Annotated in this window: 11 protein-coding genes; all 11 read left to right on the top strand. The window is 61.5% G+C overall.

Annotated features, from left to right (window positions below; translation table 11 throughout):
* Positions 1-31 precede the first annotated feature (31 nt).
* Positions 32-1,228 carry a glycosyltransferase gene (locus JAO73_RS04680; protein WP_198975994.1) on the top strand — a complete coding sequence of 399 codons (1,197 nt, stop codon included), beginning with the start codon at positions 32-34 and terminating at the stop codon, positions 1,226-1,228.
* 107 nt (positions 1,229-1,335) lie between these two features.
* Positions 1,336-2,334, top strand: coding sequence for an STELLO glycosyltransferase family protein (locus tag JAO73_RS04675; protein WP_198975993.1), 999 nt, complete (start codon positions 1,336-1,338; stop codon positions 2,332-2,334).
* Positions 2,335-2,344: 10 nt separating this feature from the next.
* Positions 2,345-3,358, top strand: a complete 1,014-nt coding sequence (locus JAO73_RS04670; RefSeq protein ID WP_198975992.1) for a glycosyltransferase family 2 protein — start codon at positions 2,345-2,347, stop codon at positions 3,356-3,358.
* A gap of 38 nt (positions 3,359-3,396) precedes the next feature.
* On the top strand, positions 3,397-4,341 hold the full coding sequence (gene fcl, locus JAO73_RS04665) for a GDP-L-fucose synthase (RefSeq protein ID WP_317191203.1): 945 nt from the start codon (positions 3,397-3,399) through the stop codon (positions 4,339-4,341).
* 33 nt (positions 4,342-4,374) lie between these two features.
* Entirely contained in the window at positions 4,375-5,397 is a 1,023-nt protein-coding gene (locus tag JAO73_RS04660) for a glycosyltransferase family 2 protein (RefSeq protein WP_198975990.1), read from the top strand.
* Between the two features lie 99 nt (positions 5,398-5,496).
* Positions 5,497-6,891 (top strand): oligosaccharide flippase family protein, encoded by a 1,395-nt coding sequence (locus JAO73_RS04655; protein ID WP_198975989.1) that lies wholly within the window; start codon positions 5,497-5,499, stop codon positions 6,889-6,891.
* 259 nt (positions 6,892-7,150) lie between these two features.
* Positions 7,151-8,050, top strand: coding sequence for a glycosyltransferase family A protein (locus JAO73_RS04650; RefSeq protein ID WP_198975988.1), 900 nt, complete (start codon positions 7,151-7,153; stop codon positions 8,048-8,050).
* A 96-nt stretch (positions 8,051-8,146) separates the two neighbouring features.
* Positions 8,147-9,199 carry a Gfo/Idh/MocA family oxidoreductase gene (locus JAO73_RS04645; RefSeq protein ID WP_198975987.1) on the top strand — a complete coding sequence of 351 codons (1,053 nt, stop codon included), beginning with the start codon at positions 8,147-8,149 and terminating at the stop codon, positions 9,197-9,199.
* A 296-nt stretch (positions 9,200-9,495) separates the two neighbouring features.
* The gene (locus tag JAO73_RS04640) at positions 9,496-10,428 is read left to right on the top strand and encodes an NAD-dependent epimerase/dehydratase family protein (RefSeq protein WP_198975986.1); all 933 of its coding nucleotides are present in this window, start codon (positions 9,496-9,498) and stop codon (positions 10,426-10,428) included.
* 80 nt (positions 10,429-10,508) lie between these two features.
* The gene (gene gmd / locus JAO73_RS04635) at positions 10,509-11,633 is read left to right on the top strand and encodes a GDP-mannose 4,6-dehydratase (RefSeq protein WP_198975985.1); all 1,125 of its coding nucleotides are present in this window, start codon (positions 10,509-10,511) and stop codon (positions 11,631-11,633) included.
* A gap of 102 nt (positions 11,634-11,735) precedes the next feature.
* Positions 11,736-13,127: an oligosaccharide flippase family protein gene (locus tag JAO73_RS04630; RefSeq protein ID WP_198975984.1), complete on the top strand. Its 1,392-nt coding sequence runs from the start codon at positions 11,736-11,738 to the stop codon at positions 13,125-13,127.

The following is a 13,127-nucleotide window of genomic DNA, read 5'->3' as shown; positions in this document are numbered from 1 at the left end:
TTCTTCATTCTTTTTCCTATAATAAAGCTCAATGCCCACTGTTCGCGGTATTCGTTTTCGCCTCGCCGAGGCTTTGCGCCAAACGGCCGACCGTCTTTTTGTGCCGCCCGGCGGCGGGTCCATCCGCGACATTGGCCTAGGCAAGCTGGGGCCAGCAGCGCCGCGCGCGCTGGTGGTTTACGTCATCCACGCCATGCCGTACTACGTGGCCAACAAGCTGGAAAGCGCGCCCATGCTCAACGAGCATTCCATGTACTGGGAAATTGCCGAGATGGTGCGGCAGCTGAACGAGCGCGGCTACGTGGTGGATTTCTACGACGTGTTTTGCCCGGAGCCCATCGACTGGCCGCGCTACGCCGCCGCTTTTGTGCAAAGCGACCGACTGGCCGAATGCCCCCCGGAGCTGCCCGTCAAAAAAGTGTTTTACTGCACCGAAAACCACTGGGCCTTTCAAAACCTGGCCGAGATGACGCGCATCAAAGCGTTTCGGGACCGTACCGGCATTTGGGTGCGGCCCGAGCGCCAGACCCGCATCAGCTTTTCCGACGAATACGCCGACTACATCACTCTGCTGGGCACGCCGTTTCAGGGCCAGCTCTACAGCGCCCGTCCCCAACGGCACCAACTCGACATTTCCGTGGCTGCCGTGCCCACGCACGAGCCCAAAAACGTGCCCGCGGCCCGCGCCAATTTTTTGTGGCTGGGCAGCGGCGGCGCCGTGCTCAAAGGGTTGGATTTGGCGGTGGAAGCCTTTCGCTCCCTCCCCGACGCCCATCTGTACATTGCCGGCGGCATCGAGCGGGAGCCGCGCCTCTGGCAGTGGCTCAAGCCGTTGCTCGAAGCGCATGCCAACCTGCACTACCTGGGTTGGGTAGACGTGGGCAAGCCGGCTTTTGCCAAGCTGGCAAATAATTGCATTGGCGCCGTGTACCCCAGCGCTTCGGAGGGCGGGGGAGGGGCCGTGGCCCAGCTGCTGCACTTTGGCCTGATTCCCATCGTGACCCAAACCGCCACGGTGCGGGCTGCCCACCTGGGCTTCGAAATACCCAGCCAGGAGCCCGACCTCATCATCGCCGCCATCCGCGAGCACGTGCGCACCATGTTGGGGTGGCCCGAGGCCGAATTGGCGCGCCGCTCGGCTGAAGTCCAGGCCTTTGCGGACGCTCATCACACCCGCCCGGCTTACGCCGCCAGCTTCGCCGCCCTGCTCGACCGCATGGCTTTATGAGCCCAGCCGGCGGCTAACGGACCAGGCTGCCTTACCTTTGCCGAACTTACACCCTAACTCACCGGCCTCCTGAATGGCGGTTGAGGGCTTCTTTTCGTTGCTTTTTTATGTCGAAGACCCACGTAGTTATTACCTCCATTTTCGCGCCCACCAAGGCCGTGACCAAGATTGCGGCCATGCCCGAGTACCAGCTCGTGGTGGCCGGCGACAAGAAATCGCCCGCCGACTGGCAGGCCGATGGCGTGCACTACCTGTCCGTGGCCGACCAGGAGGCCCAGGGCTTCCGCATGAGCGAAAAGCTGCCGTTCAACCACTACGGCCGCAAGATGATAGGCTACCTGCACGCCATCAAGGCGGGCGCCACGGTCATCGTCGACACCGACGACGACAACATTCCCTACGACGGTTGGGTGTTTCCGGCATTTGAGGGGCAATTCGACACGGCCCCGGCCAACAAGGGCTTCGTCAACATCTACAAGAACTTCACCAGCCACCACATCTGGCCCCGCGGCTACCCGCTGGACCTGATTCTGAACACCGACCACAACCTGAAAGAAGCCGACCTGACCGCCGAAACCGCCAAAATCGGTTTCTGGCAGGGCCTGGCCGACTCCGACCCGGACGTGGACGCCATCTACCGCTTGGTGGACAACACCGAGATTTTCTTCGACAAGCGCGCCCCCATTGTGCTGCCCGAAGGCACCCTCTGCCCCTTCAACTCCCAGAACACGGCCGTGCGCCAGGAGCTGTTTCCGCTGCTCTACCTGCCGGCTTACGTCACGTTCCGCTTCACCGACATTCTGCGCGGCCTGGTGGCCCAGCCCATCATGTGGGCGCACGGCTACCGCCTGGGCTTCACCGAAGCCACGGTGCTGCAGGAGCGCAACCCGCACGACTACGTGAAGGATTTTGAGTCGGAAATTCCTTGCTACCTGCACCCCAACCGCGTGATTGCGGCCGTAAAGCGCGCCATCGACCCGGCCAATACCGTGAGCGAAAACCTGCGCCGCGCCTACGCCGAGCTGGCCACCGAAAATATCGTGACGGCTCAGGAGATTGAATTGTTGGAGTTGTGGCTGGCCGACGTGGCGGCCCTGACGAAGTAAGCTGGTTCCAATGCAGGAGTTTCCTTCTCTTTCCATTGTCATTCCGTCCTGGAACCAAGGCCGATTCATCGACCGCACCCTGCTCAGCATCTTCAAGCAGGACTATCCGGGCACGGTCGAGGTCATCGTGTCCGACGGCGGCTCGACCGATGAAACCGTGGACGTGCTGAAAAAGTACGGCGACCGGCTCATCTGGTGGTCGGCGCGCGACAAGGGCTTTGTCGACGCCGTGACCAAGGGCGTGGCCCGCGCCACCGGCGAAATCCTGGCCATTCAGAGCTCCGACGACTACTACCTGCCCGGCGCGTTCCGGGCCATGGCGGCGGCGTTTCAGCACTACCCCGCGGCCAGCTTCATTTCGGGCGGCGAGTACGCCATCGACCTGCAGGGCAACGTGGTGAGCAGCAGCAGCCCCGTGGGCGACATCACGCCGCACTCCATCCTGTTCCAGACCATTCCGCCACAGCACGCCACCTTCGTCAAGCGCAAGTTTTTTGAGGAAACCGGCGGCATGCGTCGCGAAGTGGACATGTGCGCCGACATCGACCAGTGGTACCGCGTGGCGCACCTGGCGCCGGGCCGCTACATCTCCGACATGCTGGCCGTGTACCAGTTGCACCCCGACCAGCGCACCACCACCAGCGACAAGTGGTACCCCAACCTGGTGAAAATGGTGGAGCTATGCGAACAGGAGCCGCGCTACGGCCAGAAGTTTCGCCTTACCGACGAAGAGCGCCGCAACCTCTACACCTACTGGGAAATCAACTGGACCGGCAAGCGCGACATGAGCGCGGCGCGGCCCATTGCCTTTCGCAAGCTGCCCGGCCTGTTGAGCTACAGCCCCCGCACCCGCCGCATGATTCTGGGCGCGAGCGTGAACCCAATGCTGAAGAAGCTGGTTCCAACTGGTTTACTTAAGGCCATGCGACCCGACCCGGCAACGGCTCCGGCAGCGGCCGTGGACCTGGACTGGTGGAAAGAAACCCCCGCCGATGCCCGCCCGGCCGGCGCCCCCAAGAAATAACCGAGCTTTTGAACCCTACCGATATCGCTATGACTAGCATCGAAAAAAACGCGAAAATCTACGTGGCGGGCCACCGTGGCATGGTTGGCTCGGCCATGGTGCGTCGCCTGACCAAGGCCGGCTACCAGAACTTAGTCACGCGGACTTCGCGCGAGCTCGACCTGCGCAATCAGGCCGCCGTGGCCCGTTTTTTTGAAGAAGAGAAGCCGGAGGTTGTGGTGCTGGCCGCCGCCAAGGTGGGGGGCATTCACGCCAACAACGTGTACCGGGCCGAATTCCTGTACGATAACCTCATGATTGAGGCCAACGTGGTGCACCAGAGCTACCTGCACGGCGTGAAGAAGCTCTTGATGCTGGGCTCGTCGTGCGTGTACCCCAAACTGGCGCCCCAGCCGCTGCGCGAAGACGCCCTGCTGACCGGCCCCCTGGAGCAAACCAACGAGCCCTACGCCGTGGCCAAAATTACGGGCATCAAGCTCTGCGAAACCTACCGTTCGCAATACGGCTGCGATTTTATCTCGGTGATGCCCACCAACCTCTACGGGCCCAACGACAACTACGACTTGAACAACTCGCACGTGCTGCCGGCGCTCATTCGCAAGTTTCACGAGGCCAAGGAAGCCAACGCTCCCGAAGTGCAGGTGTGGGGCTCGGGCAACCCGCGCCGCGAATTCCTGCACGTCGACGACCTGGCCGATGCCTGCCTCCACCTGCTGCACAACTACAGCGGGGCCGAGTTGGTGAACGTGGGCACCGGCGAAGACCTGAGCATCCGCGAGCTGGCCGAGCTGGTGGCCCGCACCGTGGGCTACACCGGCGCCCTGCGCTTCGACGCGTCCATGCCCGACGGCACCCCGCGCAAGCTCATGGACGTGAGCAAGCTGGCTGGCCTGGGCTGGCACTACCAGATTGGGCTGGCCGAAGGGTTGCGGGCTGTGTATGAGGAGTACGCCGCGCGTCCGGAGGCCGCCGTTATCCGGTAAAACCCGCCTCCCGTCTCGGCACCTTACGCGGATATGGACATCGTCATCAAATCATTCAACCGGCCGTATTACCTCGACCGTTGCTTGCGCAGCATCTACCGCTACGTCACGGGCGACTTTACGCTGCGGGTGCTCGACGACGGTACCCCACCGGAATACCTGGACCGCATTCGGGCGCAATATCCGGCGGTGCAAATATTCTGCTCGCCGCGCTACCCCAATAAAGTGGCGGCCTTGCGCCGGCACGTCGACGGCGGAGCTTCCTTCGACCAAAAGGTGATTCCGTTTGATTTTTGGGTGGAGCAGATTCGGGCGTGTTCGGACATTTTTCTGCTGATTGAAGACGATATCTGGATAACCGGCCCCCTGGACCTGGCGGCGTTTGCACAGCAAATGCAGGCCCAACGCCTGGCCATGGTGAAGCTGAGCTGGCTGGGCAACGAGCGCCTGAATGGCGGCCGCCGGGTCATCCTGCCCTCCGCGGGGGCGGTGGAGCTGGAGGAAATGGTGCCTAGCATCCCGCTATCTACCCAAACGGTGTTCCTGAACCGCTTTCGCGTGCGCTCGGTGCTGTATCACGCCCGTCTGCTTCGGTTCTGCAAGACCGACATGGAATACCAGTTGCCGCTATACGCCTTGTACGCGGTGGCTTCGGCCTTTTTCAAGAAGGAGTACTGGTTACACCTCTGGCCAATGGGCCAGGTCCAGGTTGACGAGGCCGAGCAACTGCGGCGGGCGCATTCGTGGTGGCGGCGCACGGGCGGCCGCTTTGCCAAAACCCGGCAGGAGCTCACCCGCACGTCGTTCATTACCTCGGCCACCAACGTTTTCGCTGGCGTGCGGCTGGACCCCTTCGTGCTGAACTACCTGCTGAACGAAGCCTGGCTGCGTGGCGACTTGGACGCTATGCATGATTTCCCGCAGGATTTTGCGCCGGAATACCTTCGCCCACTGCTCGAGGCCGCGGCCAATGAACGCGCCACCTACCCCGAATGGCTGCGCTGGACGGAAGAATTCAAAGGCCAGTACCGCCGCCTGGGCTGTGTCGTGGAGTAGCCGGCGCTTCCGGCGTGCCGGCTGAGGCCTAACAAACAGCTGCGTCATGCCCGCGCGGTGGGCCCGTTGGCGTAATATCCCCGGCTTTTTACTATTCTCATGTTAAAACAGCGCCTGCTCGACCTGACGCAGCCCTTGCGCCAGAAAGGCTCTTTCGCTCAGAACTTCTTCGTCACGTTTTCGGGGTCGGCGGCCGTCACGGCGTTGGGCTTCCTGCTCACGCCCATCATGACGCGCATTTACCCGCCGGCAGCGTACGGGCAAATGGCGGTGCTCAACGCGGCGGTGAGCAACCTGACGCTGCTCACCACGCTCACCTACCAGAGCGCCGTGCCGCTGCCCAAAACCAAGGAAGATGCCCTGTCGCTGATGCAGCTGTCGGGGGTGCTGTCCGTGGGCTCGTTTGTTCTGATTAGCTTGGTGCTGCTGCTGTTTGGCCCCTGGATAACGGCGTGGCTCGACGTGCAGGCCCTGGGTGGCTGGTTCTACCTGCTGCCCGTGTTGCTGCTGTTCTACAATCTGTCGCTGCTGCTGAGCTCCTGGTATACGCGCACCAAGGAGTTTCGCACGCGAACGGGTGCCGACGTGGTGGCTACCGTGCTTGGGCGGGCATTTACCATTGGCAGTGGCTTAGTCACACACGGGCATCCGGGTGGATTGGTGCTGGGCGATGTGTTCGGTAAGTTCACCACCTTCGTGGCCCTGCTGCGCAGCGGGGTTCACCGCGAATGGGGCGAGTTGCGGCGCACGTTTTCCTGGGCGCGGGTGCGGAAGGCGGCCCATGACTTCCGAGAATTTCCGCTCTACACGCTTCCGGGGACTTACGTCAACACGCTGTCGGCGCAACTGCCCATTTTCTTTCTCACCAGCGGGTTTGGCGCCACGGTGGTGGGGCTATACTCGTTTTCGGTCACGCTGCTGGAAATTCCGGTTGGGCTCACGGGCTCGGCCATTGCGCCGGTGTTTTACCAGAAAGCTTCGGAGCTATACCACACCGACCTGCCTCGCCTGCGCGAACTCACGCTCAACATTTACAATAAGCTGCTTTACGTCGGCATCGTGCCGTTGGGCCTCATTACCGTGTTCGGCGACTGGATTTTCAAAATTGCCTTCGGCGCGCGCTGGGAAATGGCCGGCGTATTTACCGGCTATTTGGGCTACTACTATATTTTCAAGCTCACCTCGCAGGCCACTGGCAACCTCTATACGGTGCTGGGCAAGCAGCGCTACCTGCTGCTGACCAACCTGCTGCTGCTTGTGACGCGCGCTGCCGGGCTGGCCATGGGCGTGTACCTGCACAACGTGGACCTGGCGCTGCTGCTGTTCGGGGTGGGCAGCTTGGCGTGCATTTTCCTCATCGACATGCACATCCTGCACCTGTTGGGCCTGCCTGTGGTGCGCATTGCGCTGCGGACCATTCTATTGCTCGGCGCTACGCTGCTGCTGCTCAAAGGGCTGCGCATTGGGATAGAATCTGTGTTTTTGAAGGCTTAGCGGCAGCAGGGCCCGGGGCCCGGCCACCGCGCGGCGAGTTTCTGTGGTCAGCAAAAGCGACTTTGGGGGAGGAGCGGGCGTACCTTTGCGGGTGCTGCCGGGCCAAGGCTGCGTGGCAAATGCCTGGGCCTAGGGCTGCGGCTAGCCGTAAAGTCTTTCCGCGGCCCACAAGGCGGCATTTGTTTTTTTTCGTATTCAAGGCCGCCCGTTGACGGGCAAAGCCAACATTTTTCGCATCAGCCGTTCTCTTTTTTGCTTTATGGAGCCATCAACCATCAACCTTTCCTATTACATCACCACTTTCAATAAACTGCCTTACCTCAAGATTGCGCTGACGGACCTGATAGAAAACCGGCAGCCCGACGAGGAAATTGTGGTGTCGGACGGGGGAAGCAAGGATGGCACCGCCCAGTGGCTGCAGGAGCAGTATGACGCCGGCCGCATTCAGGGCTTCATGTCGGCGCCCGACAAGGGCGAGGCCCACGGCGTGAACCGGGCCTTGCTCGCTTGCCGCGGCACGCTGCTCAAATGGATAAACGACGATGACGTGTTTTGCTACCCGGCCATTCGTGAGTGCAAGGAATTCATGCTGGCCAACCCGGACGTGGACGTTATCGGCGCCGACGGCTTCGACAACTATACCGGCCAGGCGCTGGAGCTGATTGAGCACACCGCTCACTTTGCCAAGTGGAAGCAGACCAAGGAGCCTTTTGGTTTCTACGGCCCCGGCCTGATGCTCCGGCACTCTTCGCTGCCCCTCATCGGCCTCACGCACAGCCTGAGTCGATTCGTCGACAACGAGTACACCTACCGCATCATGTGCCTGCCGCTGCAGGTGGTGTGGTACCGCCAGCCCATGTTCGTGCGCATCATCAACGAAGACAGCAACACGCTCAAGTTTTTGAAAATAAAGAACATCGAGCAGGGCATAAACGACAAGTACCGCGAAATCGCCACGGGCCGACCCGTGTCCGAACTCAACCGCCGCCGGGCCATCAATTCGCTGAAGCAAAAGGCGTACGGGCTGCTGCACCGCAAATCGTCGGCCATCAAAGCCGAAAACTTTGCTCAGCAGGATTTTGCCACCACCTACGCCCAGCACCGCGCCACGTTGTACCAGTCGTTCGACCCCAAGAAGGCCGAGAAGTTTACGCGCTAGCCCGACGGTGCCGCTGACCTGTGGCACGCTCCTTGGTAGGGGAGGCGCCACGCCAATAGGCTGCCGCGCCTTGGTGCGACAGCTACACAAATACTTATGAGCGAAGTACTTCCCATTGCCGTTGGGCTGATAGGCTACGGAAACGCGGGCCGCATTTACCATGCGCCCTTCCTGACGGCGCTGCCTCAGTTCCGGCTGCGCAAAGTGAGCACCCGCCGCGCCGCGCCGCTGCCCGGCGACGCCGTGCGCGTGGACAGCGCCGAAGAAGTGCTGGCCGATGAAGCCATTGAACTGGTGATAATAGCCGCTCCCAACCATCGGCACGCCGACCTGGCGCGGGCGGCGCTGCGCGCGGGCAAGCACGTGGTGGTCGACAAACCCTTCACCCTAAACGCTGCCGAAGCCGATGAGCTGATAGCGCTGGCTCAAGAGCAGCAGCGCCTGCTCACCGTGTACCACAACCGCCGCCTGACCAGCGACTTCCGCACCGTGCAGCAGGTGATGAACAGCGGCCTGCTTGGCCGCGTGGTGGAGTACGAAGCGCATTTCGACCGCTACCGGCCCGGCATTTTGGCGGGCTCGTGGAAGGAAGAAGACGTGCCCGGCAGCGGCATTCTCTACGACATGGGCGCCCACCTCATCGACCAGGCGGTGCAGCTCTTTGGCTACCCCCAGGCCGTAGCGGCCGACCTGCGCGTGCAGCGCCGCCACGGCGCCGCCATCGACAGCTTCGACCTCGGCCTGCGCTACCCCGACGTGAAGGTGACTCTCAAAGGCAGCATGCTGGCCGGCGATGCCTTTCCGCAGTTCACGGTGCTGGGCGAGCAGGGCTCGTTCATCAAGCGCGGACGCGACATTCAGGAGGATGCCCTGCGCAGCGGCGCTTCGCCCACCGAAACCATCGGCTGGGGCCGCGAGCCCGAAGCCTACTGGGGCAGCCTGACCACCGCCCACGCCGGCCTCGACCTGACGGCCGTAATCAAGAGCGAGCCCGGCGACTACGGCCTCTTCTACCGCAACCTCTACGCTGCCATCCGCGAAGGCGCTGAGCTACTGGTGAAGCCCCGGGAAGCGCGCAACGTCATCCGCATACTGGAGCTGGCGCAGCAGAGCAGCCGCGAGCAGCGGCCGGTGCCCTTCGCCGAATAGCCGACGGGCGTGCCGGGCCAGTCAGTCTGATTTTGGGAGGGCCTAGCCGGCGTGGCCGAACCCGGGTAGGTGGCCAGCTGTGCGAAGGCTTTTGGCAACTGACCATTACCTTTGCATTCTATTTGCACGAAAAGTGCAACAGGAAGTTGTCCACGCCTGCTGTCAGAGCAGGCACGCGCACCAACCTCTTTTATCCACTCAAAATGCCAAACTCAAGCGCCGATGTTGCACCGGCGTGGCTTGTCTTGGCAAAGACGTATGCGCTTTGTCTATCCGAAAGAGGCTGAATTTTAAGTATGAAAGTAGTAATATTTGGTAATACGGGTTTTGCTGGGCAAAACGTAACCGACGAGCTGGCCCGGCACGACGTGGAAGTGGTGGGTACCTCGCTACGTGGCGGCCTCGACCTGCGCGACCCCGTGGCCACGGCTGCTTTCCTGCGCCAGCACCAGCCCACTCACATTGTGAACTGCGCCGCTCACGTAGGCAGCCTGCACTACGTGACCGCCATGGCCGCCACGGTGGTGGCCGACAACACCCGCATGATTCTGGCCATGTACGAGGCCATTGCTCAGGAGTGCCCCGGTGCCATCGTCATCAACCCCATTGCCAACTGCGCCTATCCGGCCGAGGCGCTGGTGTACCGCGAAGCCGAATGGTGGGACGGGCACCTGCACCGGTCTGTGCTCAGCTACGGCTCCAGTCGCCGCTTTCTGTGGACCACTGCCGAAAGCTTCCAGATGCAATACGGCGTACGCAGCATTCATCTGCTGACGCCCAACATGTACGGGCCCTACGACTCGACCGACCCCAACAAGGCCCACGCCCTGAACGCCCTCATCTCCAAGTTTGTGAAAGCCGAGCGTACCCACCAGCCCGAACTCACGGTGTGGGGCACGGGCGTGGCCATTCGCGAGTGGCTGTTTGCCCCCGATTTTGCCCGCCTGGTGTGGGAAGTGCTGCAAAACCCCGACCGCCCCGGCTTGGAGCAGCCCACCAACCTGGCCCAGAATAGCGGTCTGAGCATGCGAGAACTCATCGGCATCATTCAGGACAAGTTCAACTACGCCGGCCAGTTGGTGTGGGACACGAGCATGCCCGACGGCGCTCTGAAGAAAATCATGGACGACCACAAGTTCCGGCAGGTGTTTCCGGACTTTCAGTTCACCGATTTTACCGAAGGCATTGAAGCCACTGTGCGTTACTACGAGTCGGTTTATCCGTACTAGTCCCGCGACAATGCCTCCTCGCTACATTTGTATCTCTAATTGACTGAGGCGTAGCCCTCAGACTTACTTACTCTTTCCTTATGAAAGTTGCTCTAATTACCGGCATCACGGGTCAGGACGGTGCCTACCTAAGCGAATTCTTGCTGGATAAAGGCTACCACGTGCACGGTGTGAAGCGCCGTTCGTCGCTCTTCAACACCGACCGCATCGACCACCTCATCAACGACGAGGACGGTAATAAAAACCCGAACTTCACCAACCACTTTGGCGACCTGTCGGATTCGACCAACTTGATTCGCATCATTCAGGAAGTGCAGCCCGACGAGATTTACAACCTCGGCGCCATGTCGCACGTGAAAGTGTCGTTTGATGCCCCGGAATACGTGGCCGACGTAGACGGCGTGGGCACACTGCGCATTCTGGAAGCTGTGCGCTTGCTGGGCCTTACCAAGAAAACCAAGATTTATCAGGCCAGCACCTCGGAGCTCTACGGCCTGGTGCAGCAGGTGCCCCAGAGCGAAACCACGCCTTTTTACCCGCGCTCGCCCTACGCCGTGGCCAAGCTCTACGGCTACTGGATTACGGTGAACTACCGCGAAGCTTACGGCATGTTTGCTTGCAACGGCATCCTGTTCAACCACGAAAGCCCGCTGCGCGGCGAAACCTTCGTAACCCGCAAAATCACGCGCGGCGTGGCGCAGATTGTGCTGGGCATGCGCGAAAACATTGCCCTGGGCAACCTGGACGCCAAGCGCGACTGGGGCCACGCCAAAGACTACGTGGAAGCCATGTGGCGCATCCTGCAGCAGGACGAGCCCGAAGACTTCGTGATTGCCACGGGCGTCACCACCACGGTGCGCGAGTTTGTGCGCCTGGCTTTTGCCGAAGTGGGCGTGGAAGTGGCCTTTGAGGGCGAAGGCGTCAACGAAGTGGGCCGCGTGGTGTCGTGCTCCATTCCCGAGTACCAGGCCCGCGTGGGCAGCATCGTGTGCCGCGTCGACCCCACTTACTTCCGCCCCACGGAAGTGGAACTGCTCATCGGCGACCCGGCCAAGTGCAAGGCCAAGCTGGGCTGGGAGCCCAAGTACGACCTGGCCGCGCTGGTGCAGGACATGGTGCAGGCCGACGTGGAGCTGTTCAAGCGCGACGCCTACCTGCTGAAAGGCGGCCACAAGGTGAACTACCAGCACGAGCAGCACCAGTAAACCCGCCGGCCCCCCGGCACACGAGCCGGCCGCGGAATCGGCGCAGTCCTTTCCCGCGGCCGGCTCTCATTTGCCCGGCGCCATCCGGCAATTCCTTATCTGATGCCTACAGTATCTTCTCCCTTTGCCAAAATAACGGGGTTTTTCAGCAACCCCGTTTTTCGCAAAGCGGTGATTGGTTTCTCGGGGTCGGCGGCCATCACGGCGGCGGGCATGCTGCTCTCGCCGGTGATTTCGCGCCTGTACCGGCCCACCGACTACGGCGAGTACGCGGTGTTCAGCATCCTGCTGGGCAACCTGTCCATCGTGTCGAGCCTCAACTACTTGGGGGCGTTGCTGCTGCCCAAGCGCAACGACCGGTTTGCGGCGCTGGCCCAGCTCACGCTGTGGCTGAGCACGCTGGTTTCGGTGGGTTTTCTGGGGCTGCTGTGGCTGTTCGAAGACAGCATTCTGTCGTTCTTCGATATTCACAGCATCGGGAACATGGTGTATTGGATACCCTTTCTGTTGGTGGTGTCGGTGCTCTCGTCGTGTTTGCAGTCCTTGTGCATTCGCGAGAATAAGTACTCCGTGCGCGCCGTGTCCGACGTCAGCGCCAACCTGTCGGGCAAGGGCTACACCATTGCGCACGCGCTGTGGTTTGGGCCTTCGCCCATCGGCTTCATTCTGGGCGACATGCTCAACCGCCTCGTGGCGGTAGGGGTGGTGCTGGTGCGCCTGCCCTTGCGCATCACCCGGCTGCTGACGGTGCCGGCCCCGTTCCGGCGCTTGTGGAAAACGGCTTATTTCTTCCGGCGCTTCCCCGTTCAGGTATTGCCTTCTACTTACCTGAACATTGTGTCGTCGCAACTGCCCATTCTGCTGTTTAAAAAGTTCAGCACTTCGGCCGAGGTGGGGTCGTTTGCGTTTGCCTCCAGCATGCTGGAGCTGCCGGTTTCGCTGCTGGGCGGGGCCTTGTCGCCGGTGGTGATGCGCGACTCGGTGCAGGCCTACCACGAGGGCGGCGTAAACCAGTTGGGGAAGTTCTGCGCGGGCTACTTCCGGAAAATATTCCTTGGCCTGGCCATTCCCTTTGCGGCTGCGGCCGTGCTGGGCGACCTTATTTTCCCCACCGTTTTTGGGGCCCAGTGGCAAACGGCCGGAGTGGTGGCCTGCCTGCTGGCCGGCTACTACGCTTTCCGCATCAACTATTACATCTTCGTGTCGGTGTACACCATCGTGCACAAGCAGCTGTACGACTTGATTTTCAACATCGTGCTGCTGGTGGCGCGGTTTGCGGCCGTCTATTTTGTAGTCCAGAGCCACGGCTTCCTCTACGCGGTGGGCGCCTATAGCGCGGTAAGCTTGGTGCTGACGGCGCTGAATTCCTACGTGCTGCTGGCCACTATGGGCGTGCGTTCCTGGCGCATTGCCATCGAGCAGTTTGCGTATTTCGCCGGCCTGCTGGCGTTGCTCTACGCGGGGCGCGAAGGCATTCATCATTTTATGGCCTAG

This window comes from Hymenobacter miniatus, assembly GCF_016427455.1.
In the GTDB taxonomy this organism is placed as follows: domain Bacteria; phylum Bacteroidota; class Bacteroidia; order Cytophagales; family Hymenobacteraceae; genus Hymenobacter; species Hymenobacter armeniacus.
This window is presented reverse-complemented; position numbering and strand designations above follow the sequence as displayed.

Coding starts and splice junctions, on each gene's coding strand:
- JAO73_RS04680 (WP_198975994.1), top strand. CDS start 32: ATGCCCACTGTTCGCGGTATTCGTTTTCGCCTCGCCGAGGCTTTGCGC.
- JAO73_RS04675 (WP_198975993.1), top strand. CDS start 1,336: ATGTCGAAGACCCACGTAGTTATTACCTCCATTTTCGCGCCCACCAAG.
- JAO73_RS04670 (WP_198975992.1), top strand. CDS start 2,345: ATGCAGGAGTTTCCTTCTCTTTCCATTGTCATTCCGTCCTGGAACCAA.
- JAO73_RS04660 (WP_198975990.1), top strand. CDS start 4,375: ATGGACATCGTCATCAAATCATTCAACCGGCCGTATTACCTCGACCGT.
- JAO73_RS04655 (WP_198975989.1), top strand. CDS start 5,497: ATGTTAAAACAGCGCCTGCTCGACCTGACGCAGCCCTTGCGCCAGAAA.
- JAO73_RS04650 (WP_198975988.1), top strand. CDS start 7,151: ATGGAGCCATCAACCATCAACCTTTCCTATTACATCACCACTTTCAAT.
- JAO73_RS04645 (WP_198975987.1), top strand. CDS start 8,147: ATGAGCGAAGTACTTCCCATTGCCGTTGGGCTGATAGGCTACGGAAAC.
- JAO73_RS04640 (WP_198975986.1), top strand. CDS start 9,496: ATGAAAGTAGTAATATTTGGTAATACGGGTTTTGCTGGGCAAAACGTA.
- gmd (WP_198975985.1), top strand. CDS start 10,509: ATGAAAGTTGCTCTAATTACCGGCATCACGGGTCAGGACGGTGCCTAC.
- JAO73_RS04630 (WP_198975984.1), top strand. CDS start 11,736: ATGCCTACAGTATCTTCTCCCTTTGCCAAAATAACGGGGTTTTTCAGC.